Below are 18,589 nucleotides of genomic sequence, written 5' to 3' on the forward strand. Positions count from 1 at the left end.
CTCGCGTGGTGATGGTGTCACTCAGTGTGCTGCTCGGCGTCTTTTCCGCGGCGACCGGCACCTGGATGGCCACCGCCGAAGGAAACACCTCCGAGGCGGCCGCCGCGGCTCTGGTGCTTCCGAACGAGCCCGGCGGGTCCGGCGGTGCCAGCGGCACGGAGCTGAACGGCCAAGCGAAGAACTCCGGGGGACAGCAGCCGGCGCCGACGACTTCGGCCGCGGCGCCGACGACGTCCAGCGCGGCCCCGGCGCCGACCGAGACGTCCGCGGCCCCGCCGCCGTCCACCTCCGCCGCGCCGGCGCCGACCACGAAGCCCGCGGCCCGCGTCGCCTCCTCGGTCGCCGAACAGGTCCTCTCCCTGGTCAACGACGAGCGCGGGAAAGCGGGCTGCAAGCCGCTGGCCGAGGAATCACACCTCACGAAGGCCGCGCAGGACTACAGCGACGACATGTCCGCCCGGAACTTCTTCTCCCACACCAACCCCGAGGGCGTCACGTTCGACCAGCGCATCAAGACCGCCGGTTACTCGAAGCCGGGCGCGGAGAACATCGCGAAGGGTCAGACGTCGGCGGCGCAGGTCATGGACTCGTGGATGAACTCCGAGGGCCACCGCGCGAACATCCTGAACTGCTCGCTCACGAAACTCGGCGTCGGCTTCACCAAGGCCGGCAACTACTGGGTCCAGGACTTCGGGTACTGAGCTAGGCCGGTTTGTTCCACCGCTCCGCGACCTCGCCGTAGCGGGCCAGGACGGTCGCGCGCAGGTCGGGATCCGTCCGCGGCACCGGCTCGATGAACACCTCGGTGACGTCGTTGAACGACTCCGTCAGCTCGGCGGCGATCCGGACGCAGGCGCGCTCCAGGTCCGCGGCGCCCAGGGAGTCGTCGAAGTCCACGCGGGTGCAGACGAGGACCTGGTCGGTGCCCATCAGCATGGTCTGCAGGTCCACGACGGCCTCGATCTCCGGCGCGGCCGACAGGTGGTCGCGAACGCCGCGGACGATCTCCGGGTTGGCCTGACGGCCGATGAGCAGGCCGCGGTTGGTCCGCCCGAGCAGGTAGGCGACGCAAGCGAGCAGCACGCCGATGACGATCGACGCGACGCCGTCCCACACCTCCGAGCCGGTGAGCTGGTGCAGCCCGATGCCGGCGAACGCGACCAGCAGGCCGACCAGCGCGGCCGAGTCCTCGAACAGCACGGTCTTCGGCGTCGGGTCGTCGATCAGGCGCAGGTAGGCCCAGAAGGACCGGTTCTCGGCCTTGGACTCCCGGCGGGTCTGGCGCACGGCCTGCACCCACGACGTGCCTTCGAGCAGGAACGCCACGGCCAGCACGATGTAGCTGAGGATCGACGTGCTCTGCGCTTCGCCGTGCCCGAAGAGCGTCGCGACGCCTTCGTAGAGCGCGAACATCGAGCCCGACGCGAAGATCGACACGGCGGCGAGCAGCGACCAGAAGTAGCGCTCCTTGCCGTAGCCGAAGGGGTGCACGCGGTCGGCCGGGCGGTCGGAACGTTTCAACGCCGTCAGCAGCAGGGCCTCGGTGAACGTGTCGGCCACCGAGTGCGCGGCCTCGGACAGCATCGCGCCCGAGCCGGTGATGATCCCCGCGACCAGCTTCATGATCGCGATCGCCAGGTTCACCCCACCGGCGAGCAGAACGGTCAGGGTGCTTTCGCCGCCGGTGTTGCCGGATTCCTCGCTCACGTGGTGAGCGTAATGGTCAAAGCTGTCGCAGGCCGTGCAGCACGCGTTCCATGAGGGCGATCGCGGGCCGGCCGTCGACGCTCACCCGGGTGTCGTGGATGGTCACCAGGCCCTGCTCGGCCATGTCGTCGAGCAGCACCCGGGCGACGCCGAGCGGCACGCTGAGCCGGGCCGCGACCTCGGCGACCGACCGCGGGTGGTGGCACAGCGTCCGCACCGACCGGAACTCCCCGGTCAGCCGGGCGCCGTTCCAGTGCACGCCGGCCCGGGTCGAGACCATCGCCTCGATGGCGAGGTGACGCCGTGACTGCGTACGGCCGCGCGTGAGGACGTACGGGCGCACGAGCGTCCGCGAGGCGAGTACGTGGTCCTGGGGCGGGATGACGGGCTCGGCGAAGGCCTCGTTGAGTTCGACCTCGACGAGGACTTCGGGTTCGGGGGACGGCTCGGGCGCCGGCACGATCCGGTCCGCGGCCGCCACGGACGGGAAGCGGGCGCCGACCCGGCCGACCGAGGGCGACGGGTCGGGCGACGCGAAGCGCTCTTCGGCGTCGTCCGGGAGGGTGTTGAGGGCGTGCCGGCCGGCCGACGGGAAGCGTGCGCCCACTCGTCCGGTGGTGGTCCGCCGGTCCTCGCCCATCCTTGCCGCCCCCTGATTACGCGTTTGTCAAAGGTGATCCCGGCGGCTGCGCCGACGTCGGGGAAAGGCCAGGATACGCCGGTTGTCCGGCGGACAGTCCCGGATTTGTCCTCGTCCTGCTCCGCCATTTCGGTGATTTTTGCGATCGCTATTGGGGTAATCGATTGCCTTGAGGAATTCCCAGCTAGTGGACCTTCGGAACACTCACCTGGGTACGAACTCTGCGGGCCGTGACAACGAGTAGTGCCACGGACACGAAAATGACCGCGGGCTGTTCGAATATCGCCGCGGCCCGTGCTCGATCACCGTTTTCGGTCCCAGCTGGCAAAAGGTGAGCCGCGCTCCGGCGGCCTGCGGGAACGCGACCCCGGGCCGGGCCCGGCGCCCGGAACCGGAACGCCGCCACGACCAGGGCGACAACGACCACGGCCCGGCCATGACATCCGTCGTGGCCGGGCCGGGTGCGCGTCAGGCTTCTTCGGACGTCTCCGCGAGCGACGGTGCCCCGAGGGCCACCGGCTTCGGCTCCGGCTTGCGCTTCACCGACTCGAGCAGCATCTGCGCGACGTCGACGATCTCGACCTTCTCACTCGCGCTGCCGTCGGCCTGGCGGGCCGTGAGGCCGTCGTTCAGCATGACCTTGCAGAACGGGCAGCCCGTCGCGATCTTCGACGGCGCGGTGCCGAGCGCCTCGTCGACGCGCTCGACGTTGATCCGCTTGCCGATCTTCTCTTCCATCCACATCCGCGCGCCGCCGGCGCCGCAGCACATCGACTTGTCGCCGTGCCGCGGCATCTCGCGCAGCTGCGCGCCGGTCGCGCCGACCAGCTCGCGCGGCGCGTCGTAGACCTTGTTGTGGCGGCCGAGGTAGCACGGGTCGTGGTAGGTGACGTCCTCGGCGACCGGCGCCACCGGCACCAGCTGCTTCTCCCGCACCAGCCGGTTCAGCAGCTGCGTGTGGTGCACGACGTCGAACTGGCCGCCCAGCTCCGGGTACTCGTTGGCGAGGGTGTTGAAGCAGTGCGCGCAGGTCACGACGACCTTGCGCGTCCTGCGCTCCCGGCCCTCGAACACCGAGTTCAGGATCTCGACGTTCTGCTGCGCCAGCATCTGGAAGAGGAACTCGTTGCCCGCGCGCCGCGCCGGGTCACCGGTGCACGACTCCTCCGAGCCGAGCACCTTGTACTTGACGTCGGCCATGTGCAGCAGCTCGGCGACCGCGCGCGTCGTCTTCTTCGCGCGGTCCTCGAACGCGCCGGCGCAGCCGACCCAGAACAGGTACTCGGCGTCGCCCATGTCGCCGTCGAACACCGGGACCTCGAAGTCCAGGTCCTCGGTCCAGGCCAGCCGGTCCTTGGCGTTCTGGCCCCACGGGTTGCCCTTGTTCTCCAGGTTCTTGAACATGCCGTTCAGCTCGCTGGGGAACGACGACTCGATCATCACCTGGTAGCGGCGCATGTCGACGATGTGGTCGACGTGCTCGATGTCCACCGGGCACTGCTCGACGCAGGCGCCGCAGCTGGTGCAGGACCAGAGGACGTCGGGGTCGATGACGCCACCGGTAGCACCATCGCCGCCGATTAGAGCTTTTTGCGACTCGGCGATCGCGAGGACGTCGATCCCCGCGTACATGTTGTCGCCGGACAAACCGACCTCGTCACCGGCCATGTCGCGCTTTCCACCGGCCAGCAGGTACGGCGCCTTCGCGTAGGCGTGGTCACGCAGCTGCGTGATGAGCAGCTTCGGCGACAGCGGCTTGCCGGTGTTCCACGCGGGGCACTGCTCCTGGCAACGGCCGCACTCGGTGCACGTCGAGAAGTCCAGCCAGCCCTTCCAGCTGAAGTCCTCGATCTTGCCGACGCCGAAGGTGTCCTCGTCCGGGTCGGCTTCCTCGAGGTCGAGGACCTTGCCGCCGCTCATCATCGGCTTGAGCGCGCCGAGGGCGACGCCGCCGTCCTGGTCGCGCTTGAAGTAGATGTTGAAGAACGCGCTGAAGCGGTGCCACGCGATGCCCATGGTCATCGTGCGGGCGACGACGATCAGCCAGACCGTGGCGCTCATCAGCTTGACGAACGCGAAGACCGTGACCAGGTTCGGGCTGGCCGGCAGCAGCTCGCCGAGCGGGTTCGAGACGAAGGCGGCCCAGGTCGGCGTCTCGTGCGCGCCGAGCGCGGCCTTCGCGGCGCGGACGCCGATGATGCCGATGCCTTCGATGAGGACGACGGCCTCGATGAAGTAGGCCCACTTGAAGTTGGAGCCCTGGAAGCGCGACTGGCGGTCGGCGCGGCGCGGGTGGTTGCGCTGGCGGATCGCCATCAGCACCAGGATGCCCACGATCGTGCCGAGCCCGAGCAGCTCCATGAGCAGCTGGAACGGCGGGAAGTCGTCGAGGACCGGCCAGCCCCAGGTCGGGACGAACACCTCGCCGTAGGCCTCGAACAGGGCGAGCGAGCCGAGCAGGAAGCCCCACATGACCAGCCAGTGGGCCGGTCCGACACTGCGCTTCCGGTTCATCCGGGTGTGGGCCGCGAACTCCTTGATCAGCGTCTTCATGCGCGGCATGAAGGGGCCGTTGCGGGTCGCGTCGGGCTGTCCGAGGCGGATGACCCGCACGAAGCGGGCGATCGTCGCGGCGAACATGCCCCAGGCGACGAGGCCGAGCAGGACGGAGATCCCGCCGAGCGTCAGTTGCAGAGCGCCCATCGTTCGGGTGCCTTTCGTCCGGATGGATCAGTGGTGGTGCCGGGAGACTAACCTTCCTTACTGATGAGTAACCCGTTGAGTGGGGCTAAGTCCCACCGATGTGGTGTACGTCGCTCTTTGTTTCGGGACGATCGTCCAGGTAGTTTTCACCCTATGGGTGCGTACCTTCTCCTCGCGCTGGCGATCGCCGCCGAGGTCTCCGCGACGGTCTCGCTGAAGCTCTCCGAGGGCTTCTCGAAGCTCGGCCCGTCGATCATCGTGGTGCTCGGGTACGCCGTCGCGTTCGTCGCGCTGGTCGCCATCGTCGGCGTCGTGTTCCTCAAGGAACCGGTCAACGCGGCCATGATCGCCGGGCTGGCGCTGGTGATCGGCGGGGTAGTGCTGATCGAGATCGGGAGTGCGTCCACGTGAAACTGCAGGTCGACGGCCGGAAAGTGCGCGGCGAGAAGCGTCGCGCGGAGCTCATCGAGGCGACGCTGCGGGTGATCGAGCGCGACGGCGTCGCGGGCGTCACCCACCGCACGGTCGCCACCGAGGCCGGCGTGCCCACGACGTCCACGACCTACCACTTCTCGTCGCTGGACGACCTGCTGGTCGCGACGCTCATCTCGTGCGCCCGCGACATGGCGACCGAGGTCTACTGGATGATCGACCGCGCCCGCTCGCGCGGCAGCCGCGGCGCCGACGAGGTCGCCGGCCTGCTGGCGGAAGCGCTCGGCCCGCGTCGCGGCCGCACGATGGCGGAGTACGAGCTGTACCTGCTCGCCGCGCGCAAGCCCGAGCTGCGCCCGGCCGCGCGGCGCTGGCTGGACGTCCTGACGTCGATGGTCCGGCACGACGACGAAGTGGCGTTCCGGGTGTTCCTCGCCGGGATCGACGGGCTGCTGATCCAGGGCCTGATCGACGACGAGCCGCCGTCCGCCGACGAACTTCGCCCGGTTGTCGCCTACCTGCTGAAACCTCGTTGATCTAGCGTCGGCCCATGACGACCAAGCAAGAAGCCGCGGAAGCCGTTCTCGCCGCGAAAGTCCGGCTCGGCCTCAGCTGGGCCCAGCTCGCCGAAACCCTGGACGCGCCGCTCGCCTGGACGACGTCCGCGCTGCTCGGCCAGCACCCGGTGCCCGCGGAGATCGCCGCGAAGGCCGCGCAGGTCCTGGAGCTGGACGCCGACGCCGAGGCCGCGTTGCGCCTGCAGCCGACCCGCGGCGCGCTCGACGACGTGGTGCCGACCGACCCGACGATCTACCGCTTCTACGAGGTCCTGCAGGTCTACGGGCCGACGATCAAGGAGCTGATCCACGAGCAGTTCGGCGACGGGATCATGAGCGCGATCAACTTCAAGCTCGACGTCTCGCGGCGGGAAGACCCGGGCGGCGAGCGCGTGGTCGTCACCATGGACGGCAAGTTCCTCAAATATCAGTGGGGCTGAGCCGTTTCCCTGGTAGCTTGCCGATCATGCGGACATTCGGCGACTACGAACTCGACGACGACCGGGCGCGGCTGGACCTCGAAGTGGTGTGGAAGTTCCTCTCCACCGAGGCGTACTGGGGCCGCTGGCGCACCCGCGCGCAGATCGAGGCGGCCGTCGAAGGCTCGTGGCGGGTCGTCGGCGCCTACCGCGGCGAGGAGATGGTCGGCTTCGCGCGGGCGTTCTCCGACGGCGTCTCGTCGGCGTACCTGGCCGACGTGTTCGTCGTGGACTCCGCGCGCGGCACCGGCGTCGGCAAGGAGATCGTGCGCGAGATGATCGACAACGGGCCCGGCGCCGGCTTCCGCTGGATGCTGCACACCGCCGACGCGCACGGGCTGTACCGGCAGTTCGGCTTCGGCGAGCACACGAAGGGCCGCTACCTGGAGCGCGAGGGCGTCAACGCGGAGTCGTTGCGCTGACGGGCTTCGGCCGGGGTGGGACCGGGGTGTCGTTGCCGATACCCCGATCCGGCGCCGTCAGCCCTTGTTCTCGTAGACCGGCGTGAGCACCGCGCGGGCCAGCGTGTGGCCGAACATGTTGAAGCCGAGGAACGCCGGTGTCGAGTCCTCGCCGATCTCCAGCTTGTCGACGTCGAGCGCGTGCACCGCGAAGTAGTAGCGGTGCGGGCCGTGCCCGGGCGGGGGCGCGGCGCCGAGGTACTGCTTGACCCCGCCGTCGCCCTTGAGCGTCACCGCGCCTTCGGGGAGACCCGAGCCGTCGCCCGCGCCCGAGGCCAGCTCCGTCACCGACGCCGGCAGGTTGAACACGGCCCAGTGCCAGAAGCCGCTGCCCGTGGGCGCGTCCGGGTCGTAGCAGGTCACGACGAAGCTCCTGGTCTCCGCCGGGAAGCCCTCCCACGACAGCTGCGGCGAGCGGTCCTCGCCGCCGGCGCCGAAGATGCCGGACAAGTGGGGCGTCGCCAGGGTTTCGCCGTCGGCGACGTCGGTGCTGCGGAGGGTGAAGGACGGCACGTCGGGCAGGGATTCGTACGGGCCGGGTTGCTGCGGCATGGATCCTCCTGATCACGGAACTGGAGACGTCCGCCAGGTTAGGCCCCGGAGCGCGACCCCGCGTGTCAGGGACGGATCTCAGGGTTCTTCGGGGGGTTACCCCCATGTACTGGGTGGTGCCCCGGTCCTAACGTTTTCCGGGCAGAGGAAACTCACTGAGGGGACCAAAGACCATGGCGCGCCCGCTTCTGGCTCTGGGTGGCATCGCACTGATCGGCGTCGGCCTGGCGACCGCCTTCGGCTGGGGCTGGGGATCGGACTTCCAGAACGACAACACGCTTGCGCAGACCATTCGCAGCGTGAAGCTCGACGGCGACTCGGGTGACGTGAAGATCCGCACCGGCACCGGGCCGTCGACCGTGCACCAGGAGATCAACTACCACTGGCGCGGCAACCCGGGCGACACCTTCTACCGCGTCGACGGCGACCAGCTCGTGCTCGGCGACTGCGGGAACAACTGCTCGGTCGACTTCGAGGTCGTCGTGCCGGCCGGGGTGCCGGTCACCGGCAAGGTCGACTCGGGCGGGCTGGACATCGCCGGCGTGGCGAGCGTCGACGTCCAGGCCGACTCCGGGAGCGCCCGCGTCGAGGACGTCTCCGGCGCGGTGCAGCTCCACCTCAGCAGCGGGTCCATCGACCTGCACGACGTCGGCGCGGTGACGGTGCAGAGCGATTCCGGCAGCGTGACCGGCGACGGCGTGCGCGGCCCGGTCGACGTCGGCGCCGAAAGCGGCCGCGTCGAGTTCACGCTGGCGCAGGCGAACGACGTCAAGGTGCACGCCGACAGCGGCAGCGTCGAGCTGACCGTGCCGGGCGGCCCGTACCGCGTCCAGGGCGACAGCGACAGCGGGCACCGCGAGATCGACGTCCCGACCGACGGGTCCGCCGCGCACACGCTCGACCTCACCACCGACAGCGGCAGCGTCACGGTCCGCGCGGCCTGACGCTTCCCTATACACACAGGGGAAAACTTTCATGGGCAAGATCGAACGGCGCGTGCTGGCGGCCGCGCTGCTGGGGGCCGTCGCGATGTTCGGGGTCGTGGGGTTCACCCGCGGCGAGAACGCCGAGACGCCGGCGCAGGGGGTGCCGGTCGCGGTGGATTCCCACTATCGGGTGACTTCGTGGTCGGGTACCGCCGCGGAAACCATTGTGCTGCAAGAAACTCCGGATTTCTTCTTCTCGTCCTGGACCGGCCGCCGCTCCTGAATTGTCGGGGGCCGCTGTTAGGAAGGGGGCACGCCGAAGGCCGGCGTGCAGGGGAGGAACAGATCATGGACATGCGCCGGATCGCCGCGGCTCGCCGGACATCGCCGGCTCCGGGTTGACCTCGTGGCCTCGTGGCCTCGGCGGCCCCGAGCCGGCCTCCTTCGTGGACGTGGGCCCGCGGCTCCCGGTGCTCGCGCGCAGGTGCTCGGCGCGGTGTTTGAACGGCGGCCGGCGGTGCCGTCCGGCTGTCTCGGCGAGGCGGTGCCGGGCGGCCACGAGCGTCGCCCTCGCTTCGACCCCGTGCGCCGGTCTCGCGACGCCGTGCCGTTCGGCACGCCCGTCATCCCAGGTCACCTGCGTGGTGAGCGGCCTCACACCCGGTCGAGGTCAAGTCCGTAGGGCAGGCCGGGAACAAGACGGCCGAACGGCTCGTTAGGCTGCATGTAGAGGTTGAGCGCAGTCGACTCAAGTCCGACTTGACGAGTCGCGCAAAGGCCCGATAGAACTTGCCAGTACCTCGCTCAAGGCGAGGACGAATGTGCAGGTCACGAACCAAGCAGGTTTACACAGGAGGAAGCACCATGGCGCGAGCGGTCGGCATCGACCTCGGCACGACCAACTCGGTCGTCGCCGTCCTGGAGGGCGGCGAGCCGACGGTCATCGCCAACTCGGAAGGCTCCCGGACCACCCCGTCGATCGTCGCCTTCGCCAAGAACGGCGAAGTGCTGACCGGTCAGCCGGCGAAGAACCAGGCGGTCACGAACGTCGACCGGACCATCCGGTCCGTGAAGCGGCACGTCGGTACCGACTGGAAGACCGAGATCGACGGCAAGAACTACACGTCGCAGGAGATCAGCGCGCGTGTGCTGATGAAGCTCAAGCGCGACGCCGAGGCGTACCTGGGCGAGACGATCACCGACGCGGTGATCACCGTCCCCGCGTACTTCGAGGACGCGCAGCGGCAGGCCACCAAGGAAGCCGGGCAGATCGCCGGCCTGAACGTGCTCCGCATCGTCAACGAGCCGACCGCCGCCGCGCTGGCGTACGGCCTGGACAAGGGCGAGAAGGAACAGACCATCCTGGTCTTCGACCTCGGTGGCGGCACGTTCGACGTCTCGCTGCTGGAGATCGGCGAGGGCGTCGTCGAGGTCCGCGCGACCTCCGGTGACAACCACCTCGGTGGCGACGACTGGGACGAGCGCATCGTCAAGTGGCTGGTCGACAAGTTCAAGGCCACGAACGGCATCGACCTCACCAAGGACAAGATGGCGCTGCAGCGCATCCGTGAGGCTGCGGAAAAGGCGAAGATCGAGCTGTCCAGCTCGAACTCGGCCGGCATCAACCTGCCCTACATCACGGTCGACGCCGACAAGAACCCGCTGTTCCTCGACGAGCAGCTTTCGCGCGCCGAGTTCCAGAAGATCACCTCGGACCTGCTCGAGCGCACCCGGAACCCGTTCAACAACGTGATCCGGGACGCGGGCATCGCCGTCGGCGACATCGACCACGTCGTGCTCGTCGGTGGTTCCACCCGCATGCCGGCCGTGTCGGACCTGGTCAAGGAGCTGACCGGCGGCCGCGAGCCGAACAAGGGCGTGAACCCGGACGAGGTCGTCGCGGTCGGCGCGGCGCTGCAGGCCGGTGTGCTGAAGGGCGAGGTCAAGGACGTCCTGCTGCTGGACGTGACCCCGCTGTCGCTGGGCATCGAGACCAAGGGCGGCGTGTTCACCAAGCTCATCGAGCGCAACACCACGATCCCGACCAAGCGCTCGGAGATCTTCTCCACCGCGGACGACAACCAGCCGTCGGTGCAGATCCAGGTGTTCCAGGGTGAGCGCGAGATCGCCGCGCACAACAAGAAGCTCGGCATGTTCGAGCTGACCGGTCTCCCGCCCGCCCCGCGTGGCGTGCCGCAGATCGAGGTCACCTTCGACATCGACGCGAACGGCATCGTGCACGTCCTGGCGAAGGACCTGGGCACGAACAAGGAGCAGTCGATGACGATCACCGGTGGCTCCGCGCTGCCGAAGGACGACATCGAGCGGATGGTCAAGGACGCCGAGGCGCACGCCGAGGAGGACAAGACCCGTCGCGAAGAGGCCGAGACCCGCAACCAGGCCGAGACGCTGGTCTACCAGACCGAGAAGTTCCTCAAGGACAACGACGACAAGCTGCCCGAGGACCTCAAGGGCAAGGTCAAGTCCGCGATCGACGAGTCGACCGAGGCCCTGAAGGGCACCGACTCCGCGAAGATCCGCGAGTCGATCGAGAAGCTGAACACCGCTTCGCAGGAGCTGGGCACCGCCCTGTACGCCAACGCGAACGCCGACGCCGCCGCCGGTGCCGCCGGTGCTTCGGGCGCGGCCGGTGACGCCGGCGCGGCCGGTCCGGACGGTGCCAAGGCCGATGACGTGGTGGACGCCGAGATCGTCGAAGAGGACGAGAAGAAGTGACTCACAGCTACGACGAATCCGAGAACCAGGGCCGTAGCCCCGAGGAGCCGGTGGTCGTGCGTGATCGGCGCCGCGTGGACCCGCAGACCGGGCAGGTTCGCCCGCCCGGTCCGGCCCACGCCGCGCCGGAGCCCGACGAGGCGCCCGTGGAACACGCGGGCCCCTCGCTCGGCGAGTCCATTGTGGACGATTCGGTGACCGTGGTCTCCGACGTCGAGAAGGAGCTCTCCGAGCGCACCGCCGACCTCCAGCGGTTGCAGGCGGAGTACGCCAACTACCGCAAGCGGGTCGAGCGTGACCGCGAAGCGGTCGTGATCGGCGCGAAGGCGACGGTGGTGAACGACCTGCTGCCGCTGCTCGACGACCTCGAGCGGGCCGACCAGCACGGTGACCTCACCGGGGCGTTCAAGGCCGTCGGCGACAAGCTGATCAGCGGCCTGCAGCGCGCGGGGCTCGAGTCGTTCGGCAGCGAGGGCGAGCCCTTCGACCCGAGCGTGCACGAGGCCGTGCAGCACAACACCTCGCCGGACGTGGCGGGCCCGACGGTCACCGTGGTCATGCGCCGCGGCTACCGCTTCGGCGACCGCGTGCTGCGGGCGGCGCTGGTCGGCGTGACCGACCACGAGCCCGGTGCGGCCCCGGTGGACCCGCCGGTCGGTGGCGAGCTGCCACTCGACGGCGCGCCCGATGCGCAGCAGCAGTAAGCAGTATCCGGTTCCAGCGGAAGGAGGAGGCGCCCGATGAGTGCTCGGGAATGGATCGGTAAGGACTTCTACCGGGAACTGGGCGTCTCCTCCGACGCCACGGCGGACGAGATCAAGAAGGCCTACCGCAAGCTGGCCAAGGAGAACCACCCGGACGCGAACGCCGGCAACGCCGAGGCGGAGCAGCGGTTCAAGGCGGTCTCCGAGGCCTACGGCGTGCTCTCCGACGCGAGCAAGCGCAAGGAGTACGACGAAGCGCGGCGCCTGTTCGGCGGCAGCGGGGGTGGCTTCAACTTCCCCGGTGGCGGCGGCGGTTCCGGCAGCTTCGACGTGGGCGACATCTTCGGCCAGGCCGGCGCGGGTGCGGGCCAGCAGCAGGGCTTCGGCGGGCTCGGCGACATCCTCGGCGGGCTCTTCGGCCGCGGCCGGACGACGGCGGGCGCGACGGCCAACCGGCCGCAGCGCGGCGCCGACGTCGAGACGGACGTCCGGATCGACTTCACCGAGGCGGTCAAGGGCGCGACCCTGCCGCTGCGGTTGTCGAGCCCGGCGACCTGCTCGACGTGCGGCGGCAACGGCGCGAAGCCGGGGACGTCGCCGCGGACCTGTCCGACCTGCAGCGGGTCGGGTCTGGTCAGCCGGAGCCAGGGGGCGTTCGCGTTCTCGGAGCCGTGCCGCGACTGCCGCGGCCGCGGGCAGATCATCGACGACCCGTGCCCGGAGTGCGGCGGCGAAGGCATCAGCACGCGGACCCGCACGCTGACCGTCCGGATCCCGCCGGGCGTCGACGACGACCAGCGCATCCGGCTGGCCGGTCAGGGCGAGCCGGGCCGGGGTGGCGCGCAGGCGGGCGATCTGTACGTCCGGGTGCACGTCGCGCCGCACGCGCTGTTCGGGCGCAAGGCGCTCGACCTGACGATCGCCGTGCCGGTGGACTTCACCGAACTCACGCTCGGCACCACGATCACGGTGCCGACGCTCGAGGGCAAGGTCTCGCTCAAGGTGCCGCCGGGCACCGCGAGCGGGCGGGTGCTGCGGGTGCGCGGCAAGGGCATCGCGAAGCGCGACGGTTCGCAAGGTGATCTGCTCGTCACCCTCCAGGCGGCGATTCCCGCCAAACTGGACGACAAGGCGCGCGAAGCTCTGCAGTCGTACGCCGAGGCGATGGCCGGGCACGACCCCCGGCCGGAGATCACTGAGCTGCTCGAAGGCAGGTGAGTGGGATGTTCGGCGGGATTCCCCCGGAGGGGGACGAAGAAACCCCGGTGTTCGTCATCTCGGTGGCGGCCCAGCTGGCCGGGATGCACGCGCAGACGTTGCGCACCTACGACCGGCAGGGCCTGGTGTCGCCGGGCCGCACTTCCGGTGGCGGGCGCCGCTACTCGATGCGGGACATCGCGCTGCTGCGCGAGGTCCAGCGGCTGTCGCAGGAAGACGGCGTGAACCTGGCCGGCATCAAGCGCATCATCGAGCTGGAGAACCAGGTCGACGCGCTGCGGGCCCGCCTGACGGAGCTCACGGAGGAACTGGCGGCGGCGTACGCGGCCGGGGAACAGGCCGCGGCGGCGGCGCACGCCTCCTACCGCCGGGACCTCGTCCCGCTGAACCAGCAGACCGCGATGGTGGTCTGGCGCCCCAAGCGCCGCTAGTCCGCAAAAGCCCGTGAAGGCCCCCTCACCGACTCGGTGAGGGGGCCTTCACGGCGTTCAAGCCCCGGGCGCGTCAGAGCTTGAAGTTCAGCAGCTGCTTCACCTCGGCGCTGCGCGACTCGATGACCCGGCGGGCCAGGTCGCGGGCCTGGGCGTTGACGCCGCCACTCGTGCCGTTCTCGGTCTGGGCCAGCTCGACGGCGCCCTGCTGCTGACCGGTCAGGACGTCCAGGAACTTGCGGCCGAACTCCGCCTCGGGTGCGGTCTTCAGCGTGCCCACCAGGTCCGGGGCGGTCATCTGCATGCCTCCGTGGCCGGCGTGGGCCTGCGGGTTCATGTCCATCGCCTCGGGCTGGTGCCAGTCGCGCAGCCAGTTCTTCATGTCGTCGATCTCGGTCTGCTGCGTCGACTCGATCGCCGCCGCCAGCACCTTCAGGTCCGCGGGCAGCGAGCCGCGGTCCCGCACGAGCCGGACGATCTCGATGCCCTGCTGGTTCTGGGGGATCAGCATCTGCAGGAACATCACGTCGGCCGCGTTGTAGGAGGGGGCGGACGCCGTCGCGCCGCTGCCGCATCCGGCCAGCAGCAGTGCGACGGCGACCAGCAGGAACCTCACTGGCGCTGCCAGAGGGCCGGGGTGTTCGGCGGCTCCCAGCCCGCGATCGCCGTGTGCGGCTGGAGACAGCGGTAGCTCACGCCGCCGTAGGTCACGACGTCACCGGCCTTGTACGCCTTGCCCGCGGTCCACGTTCCGCCGGCCGGCGGGGTCGTCGTCGGGGGCGGGGTCGTGGTGGGCGGCGGGGTCGTGGTCGGGGGCGGCGTGGTGGTGGGCGGCGGGGTCGTCGTGCCGCCGCCACCGATCTGGAGGTCGACGCAGCTGTAGAACGCGTTGGCCGTGTCCGAGATGTTCCAGATGGCCAGCACCTTCACCCGGCCTGAATAGCCGGCCAGGTTCACCGTGTGCGACAGCGTCGCCGGTGGCTGCTGGTTGTTGCCGGCGAACGTCGCGACGCGCGTGTTGCCGATGTAGTAGTCGTAGCTCGAGGTGGCGTGCCGGGCGGTGAACACCCAGTTGAACGTCACCGTGGTGCCGACGGACTTGGCCGGCCACGGCTTCGACTCGTCGGTCAGCTCGGCGAACTGGGACAACCCGGCGTTGCAGCTGCGCAGGCCCTTCGGGCCTTCGACGCTCTGGGGTTCGTAGACGATCTGGCCGCAGTTCGGCACCTTCCCCGCCGCGCAGTTGGCCTGCCTGCTGGGTGGGTCGGAGATGTAGCCGTGGGCGCTGGCGGAGGCAGCGGGCAGGACGACCACCAGCACCGGCGCGAGGATCGCACCGGCGGCAGCCGCGAACAGCTTGCGCTTCAAGGTCATTTCGGCTCCTCGAAGGGGGAACGACGTCGTTCCGGAGGGAGGGCGAACGAGCACATCCGGGGGAGATGTGGTCTAGACCATAAGTCGATTCGGGCACAACGGTCAACGAACTACCGCCATTCGGCGGTTTTGCTGCTCCGCTCGGCTCAGCGCGAAGGTCGGTCCAGGTGTTCGCCGAAGAAGCTCGTCACCCGGCGCCACGCGTCCTCGGACGCTTCGTGGTGGTAGGTGAAGCCGACGACCTTGAGCAGCAGGTTCAGCGGCGCCGCGACGTCGACCTTGTTGGCGAACCCGTGGCCGGCGCCCGGGTACTCCTTGACGTCGTGCGGGATCTCACGCTCGGTGAGAGCCGTCTCGAGTTTCGCGGCCGCGCCGCGCAGGCCGAAGTCCTTCTGGCCGAAGCTCGCGACGATCGGGCAGGCGTCGTCCAGCACGGAGAGGTTCTTTGGCAGCTGGCCGTAGTAGGGCGCGGACGCTTCGAAGCCGCGCGACGCCGCGACGAGCGCGAAGCCGCCGCCCATGCAGAACCCGGCGATGCCGATCCGCCCGCTGCAGTCCGGGCGCGCGGCCAGGAGCGCGCGGGACGCCTCGATGTCGTCGAACGCCCGGCCCTTGTTCGCGAACATGTCCGAGAACACGCGTCGTACGCACTTGCGCATGCCGCCGCGCGAGTACAGGTCGGGGCTGAGCGCGAGGAAGCCCTCGCCGGCGAAGCGGTCGGTGATGTTCCGGGTGTCCTGGCTCAGCCCGAACGCGTCGTGGATGAGCACCACGCCCGGGTGTGGTCCCGGCCCCTCGGGTTCCGCCAGGTAACCGCCGATGCCGCCCGAAACCGGAATAGTCATCTCCATATCGGCGACGATAGCGAGGATCGGGAGTTCGCGCGCGCCTCGGATTCCGCCATTCCGGACACCGGTCAGTCGAGGGTGAACGGGTCGTACGATATTCGTTCCAGGTCGACGCCCTTGGTCAGCAGTTTCGCAATGGTCGCCTGGATCATCGGCGGGGAACCGGAAACGAGCACGTCGTGGTTCTTCCACGCGCCGCGCTGGGTCACTGCGTGGGCGAGCGTGCCGCGGTCGCCGCCGGACAGCGCGCCTTCTTCGGTAACCGGGGTTACCGTCAGCCACTTCGACGTCGCGGTCAGCCGTCGCAGTTCTTCCAGCACGTAGAGGTCTTCGGGTTTGCGGCCGCCGAAGAACAGGTGCACCGGCGGGTTCCGCTTCCAGCGCTGGAGGTCGTCGAGGATCGCGAGCAACGGCGTGACCCCGGTGCCGCCGGCGATCATCAGCAGCCGTTTCTTCGTGGTGCTCGGCCGCACGTTCAACGCGCCCATCGACGGCCCGAGGCGCCAGACGTCGCCCGGTTTGGTGTGGTTGACGATGGCGCCGCTGACCCAGCCGCCCGGCACGGTCCGCACGTGGAAGGTGAGCTCGCCGTCGCCGCGCGGTGCGTTCGCCGGCGAGAGGTAGCGCCACAGCCGGGGCCGTTGCGGCACCTCCACGCTGACGTAGCCGCCGGCGCGGTAGGGCAGCAGGCCTTCGGTCCGCACCTTGACCAGCGCGACGTCGCGGGTGAACTTCTTGTGTTCGATCACGGTCGCCGACCACGACGCCGGCCCGGTCTCGGCCTGGGCGGCCTCGCGCATGGTCTTGGCGATGATGCTGTACGCCCTGGACCACGCGGACTCCACCTCGGGTGTCCACTTCTCCTTGAGGAACCGCTTCAGCGCCGCGAGCAGCGCGATGCCGACGGCGTCGTAGTGGCGCGCGACGACGGCGAACTTGCGGTGGTCGCGGCCCAGCTGGCCGAGGAACGTGACGAGCTCGTCCGGCCGGTCGACCATCTGCACGACGTACACCAGCGCGCGCAGCAGCCTGCTGCGCTGGGTCGCCATGGAGATCGGGAACAGGTCACGGCAATCGGGCGCGACCACGAACAACGCGCCGTAGAAGTACTGCGCGAGTTCGTCGGCTTTCGGCTCGACGACGGCGAAACTTTCCCGGATCAGCCGGGCCATCTCTCGGCCTTCCACGGCCGTAACGGGAACGGGGGCGGGTGCGGGCAGGGTGGGGATCTTCACGGATTCAGCAGTCATCGGGAACGGTTTTCTCCAGTCGTGCATGGCTTTTTGGCGCCGTCCACGCGGCACAGCTGTAGCGGTACCGCCCCCGAGGGTTCCCGACTGTAGGCGCATTCCCGTGCAGATGCGCGTGATTTCGCGCGTTCCCCTCGAACGGAGCAATTTCGCCACGCGCGGTCAACCCCGCCTGGCACTGCGTAAAAACGATCACCCGGATGGATTCACGAAAACCGGTAACAATTGCCGAAGTTTGGCCGATTCATTCACCGGACAGATGCGTCGCGATTACCGGACAAGGCCGGACGGCTAGTCGATCGTGAACGGGTCGTACTGGATCTGGTCGAGCGCGCTGCCCGCGACGAGCATCCGCGAGACGGTCGCCCGGATCATCGCCGGCGAGCCGGAGACGAGCACGTGGTGCCCGGGCCACGAGCCGTAGCGCGTAACGGCCTCGGCGAGCGTGCCCTGCTCGAACCCGGGGACGTCGCCGCCGCGTTCCACTACGGGCGTCACGTTCAGCCAGGGGTTGATGGAGGCCAGCGCGCGCAGTTCTTCGAGGTCGTAGAGGTCCTCGCGGGACGCGCCGCCGTAGAAGAGGCGCACCTTGGGGTTCTCGCCCCACAGCGCGAGGTGGTCGAGGATCGAGCGCAGCGGCGCGATCCCGGTGCCGCCGGCGATCATCAGCACGTTCCGGGCCGCCTCGCGGTCGACCGTCAGCCGGCCCAGGGGCGGCCCGAGCCGCCAGACGTCGCCGGGCTGCGTGTGGCTGACGATGGCGCGCGAGACCCAGCCGCCGTCGACGGCGCGGACGTGGAACTCGATGCCGCCGTCCTCCCGCGGCGCGTTCGCCGGCGAGAGGTAGCGCCACAGCCGCGGCCGCTGCGGTACTTCGACGCTCATGTACTGGCCGGGGTGGTAGGGCACCAGCTGGTCCGGGACGAGCCGCACCAGGGCGAGGTCCCAGGTCAGCCGCCGGTGCTCGACCACCGTGGCGTGCCACGACGGCGGGTTCTGGTCGGCCGCGGCGGCGTCCTGCATGGCCCGCGCGGCGATGGTGAACGCCTCGGCCCAGGCCCGTTCGACCTGGGGCGTCCACTCCCGGCCGAGGTGGTTCTTCAGCGACGCCAGCAGTGCCGTCCCGACGGCCTCGTAGTGCCGGGGCACCACCCCGAACTTCCGGTGGTCACGCCCCAGCTGCCGCAGGAACGGCGCCAGGTCGTCGGGCCGGTCGACCATCTGCACGATGTGCACCAGCGCGCGCACCAGCCGGCCGCGCTGGATCTCCATGTTGATCGGGAAGAAGTCGCGCGTGGTCGGGGCCAGGGTGAACAGCATCCCGTAGAAGAACTGGGAGATGTCCGCGATGTACGGCTCGGACTTCGCCCAGCTGTCCCGGATGAGCTGCACCATCGCGGTGACGGCCGCGGGCGCTTCGCGCGATGTCGAGGAGCGTGGGAGCGGGCTGACCGAGTCGGCGGTCATGGGCCGGCGGTCGCGGGTCGGGGACGGCGGGAGGGCGGCACTCGATCAGCCACCGCCGGCTCGGGCAGGGTGACGGCGGTTCTGCGCACAGCCGCCTCCTGTGT

At 69.6% G+C, this 18,589-nt stretch carries 20 protein-coding genes; 11 read left to right on the forward strand and 9 right to left on the reverse strand.

The features are described from left to right. The first annotated feature begins 5 nt into the window (after positions 1-5). Positions 6-701 carry a CAP domain-containing protein gene (locus OG494_RS37930; RefSeq protein ID WP_328447036.1) on the forward strand — a complete coding sequence of 232 codons (696 nt, stop codon included), beginning with the start codon at positions 6-8 and terminating at the stop codon, positions 699-701. A 1-nt stretch (position 702) separates the two neighbouring features. Here OG494_RS37930 and OG494_RS37935 read toward each other — a convergent pair whose 3' ends face one another. The 3 genes from OG494_RS37935 to OG494_RS37945 all read right to left on the reverse strand — a co-directional run bounded on the left by OG494_RS37935 (position 703) and on the right by OG494_RS37945 (position 5,050). Beyond that, positions 703-1,707, reverse strand: a complete 1,005-nt coding sequence (locus OG494_RS37935) for a cation diffusion facilitator family transporter (protein WP_328447038.1) — start codon at positions 1,705-1,707, stop codon at positions 703-705. A 16-nt stretch (positions 1,708-1,723) separates the two neighbouring features. Next, positions 1,724-2,314 carry a DUF742 domain-containing protein gene (locus tag OG494_RS37940; protein WP_328447040.1) on the reverse strand — a complete coding sequence of 197 codons (591 nt, stop codon included), beginning with the start codon at positions 2,312-2,314 and terminating at the stop codon, positions 1,724-1,726. A gap of 501 nt (positions 2,315-2,815) precedes the next feature. Further along, positions 2,816-5,050, reverse strand: coding sequence for a (Fe-S)-binding protein (locus OG494_RS37945; RefSeq protein ID WP_328447042.1), 2,235 nt, complete (start codon positions 5,048-5,050; stop codon positions 2,816-2,818). 153 nt (positions 5,051-5,203) lie between these two features. On the opposite strand from OG494_RS37945, the gene OG494_RS37950 reads away from it, so the two are divergent. From OG494_RS37950 to OG494_RS37965, 4 genes are read left to right on the forward strand one after another with little or no spacing between them, the layout of a single operon-like run. Further along, the gene (locus OG494_RS37950; RefSeq protein ID WP_328447044.1) at positions 5,204-5,461 is read left to right on the forward strand and encodes a DMT family transporter; all 258 of its coding nucleotides are present in this window, start codon (positions 5,204-5,206) and stop codon (positions 5,459-5,461) included. Then, complete coding sequence (locus OG494_RS37955) at positions 5,458-6,018, forward strand: TetR/AcrR family transcriptional regulator (RefSeq protein ID WP_328447046.1); 561 nt, start codon at positions 5,458-5,460, stop codon at positions 6,016-6,018. The genes OG494_RS37950 and OG494_RS37955 overlap by 4 nt, the downstream gene beginning before the upstream one ends. Before the next feature lie 14 nt (positions 6,019-6,032). Continuing rightward, a complete protein-coding gene (gene cynS, locus OG494_RS37960; RefSeq protein ID WP_326945268.1) occupies positions 6,033-6,479 on the forward strand; it encodes a cyanase in 447 nt (148 codons plus the stop codon). Positions 6,480-6,505: 26 nt separating this feature from the next. Further along, positions 6,506-6,940 carry a GNAT family N-acetyltransferase gene (locus OG494_RS37965; protein WP_328447054.1) on the forward strand — a complete coding sequence of 145 codons (435 nt, stop codon included), beginning with the start codon at positions 6,506-6,508 and terminating at the stop codon, positions 6,938-6,940. A gap of 57 nt (positions 6,941-6,997) precedes the next feature. Here OG494_RS37965 and OG494_RS37970 read toward each other — a convergent pair whose 3' ends face one another. Beyond that, a complete protein-coding gene (locus OG494_RS37970; RefSeq protein ID WP_328447056.1) occupies positions 6,998-7,531 on the reverse strand; it encodes a YbhB/YbcL family Raf kinase inhibitor-like protein in 534 nt (177 codons plus the stop codon). Positions 7,532-7,704: 173 nt separating this feature from the next. Between OG494_RS37970 and OG494_RS37975 the strand changes: the two genes are divergently transcribed. From OG494_RS37975 to OG494_RS38000, 6 genes are all read left to right on the forward strand, one after another. Next, a complete protein-coding gene (locus OG494_RS37975; protein WP_328447058.1) occupies positions 7,705-8,475 on the forward strand; it encodes a DUF4097 family beta strand repeat-containing protein in 771 nt (256 codons plus the stop codon). A 31-nt stretch (positions 8,476-8,506) separates the two neighbouring features. Then, positions 8,507-8,740 carry a hypothetical protein gene (locus tag OG494_RS37980; RefSeq protein WP_328447060.1) on the forward strand — a complete coding sequence of 78 codons (234 nt, stop codon included), beginning with the start codon at positions 8,507-8,509 and terminating at the stop codon, positions 8,738-8,740. 581 nt (positions 8,741-9,321) lie between these two features. Further along, a complete protein-coding gene (dnaK, locus tag OG494_RS37985) occupies positions 9,322-11,193 on the forward strand; it encodes a molecular chaperone DnaK (RefSeq protein ID WP_328447062.1) in 1,872 nt (623 codons plus the stop codon). Further along, complete coding sequence (grpE, locus tag OG494_RS37990; protein ID WP_328447064.1) at positions 11,190-11,897, forward strand: nucleotide exchange factor GrpE; 708 nt, start codon at positions 11,190-11,192, stop codon at positions 11,895-11,897. Before dnaK ends, grpE begins: the two co-directional genes overlap by 4 nt. Before the next feature lie 36 nt (positions 11,898-11,933). After that, positions 11,934-13,115 carry a molecular chaperone DnaJ gene (gene dnaJ, locus OG494_RS37995; protein ID WP_328447066.1) on the forward strand — a complete coding sequence of 394 codons (1,182 nt, stop codon included), beginning with the start codon at positions 11,934-11,936 and terminating at the stop codon, positions 13,113-13,115. Between the two features lie 5 nt (positions 13,116-13,120). Then, positions 13,121-13,546: a heat shock protein transcriptional repressor HspR gene (locus OG494_RS38000; RefSeq protein WP_328447068.1), complete on the forward strand. Its 426-nt coding sequence runs from the start codon at positions 13,121-13,123 to the stop codon at positions 13,544-13,546. Between the two features lie 73 nt (positions 13,547-13,619). Here the strand turns inward: OG494_RS38000 and OG494_RS38005 are convergent, their stop codons facing one another. From OG494_RS38005 to OG494_RS38025, 5 genes are all read right to left on the reverse strand, one after another. Beyond that, on the reverse strand, positions 13,620-14,162 hold the full coding sequence (locus OG494_RS38005) for a DUF305 domain-containing protein (protein ID WP_328447070.1): 543 nt from the start codon (positions 14,160-14,162) through the stop codon (positions 13,620-13,622). Further along, complete coding sequence (locus tag OG494_RS38010) at positions 14,159-14,920, reverse strand: lytic polysaccharide monooxygenase (protein ID WP_328447072.1); 762 nt, start codon at positions 14,918-14,920, stop codon at positions 14,159-14,161. The genes OG494_RS38005 and OG494_RS38010 overlap by 4 nt, the downstream gene beginning before the upstream one ends. Before the next feature lie 146 nt (positions 14,921-15,066). Further along, positions 15,067-15,771, reverse strand: coding sequence for a dienelactone hydrolase family protein (locus tag OG494_RS38015; RefSeq protein ID WP_328447074.1), 705 nt, complete (start codon positions 15,769-15,771; stop codon positions 15,067-15,069). Positions 15,772-15,836: 65 nt separating this feature from the next. Then, positions 15,837-16,940: a globin domain-containing protein gene (locus tag OG494_RS38020; protein WP_328459147.1), complete on the reverse strand. Its 1,104-nt coding sequence runs from the start codon at positions 16,938-16,940 to the stop codon at positions 15,837-15,839. Positions 16,941-17,309: 369 nt separating this feature from the next. Then, positions 17,310-18,485 carry a globin domain-containing protein gene (locus OG494_RS38025; RefSeq protein WP_328447076.1) on the reverse strand — a complete coding sequence of 392 codons (1,176 nt, stop codon included), beginning with the start codon at positions 18,483-18,485 and terminating at the stop codon, positions 17,310-17,312. Between the last annotated feature and the right edge of the window lie 104 nt (positions 18,486-18,589).

It is taken from the genome of Amycolatopsis sp. NBC_00438 (genome assembly GCF_036026695.1).
Lineage (GTDB): Bacteria > Actinomycetota > Actinomycetes > Mycobacteriales > Pseudonocardiaceae > Amycolatopsis.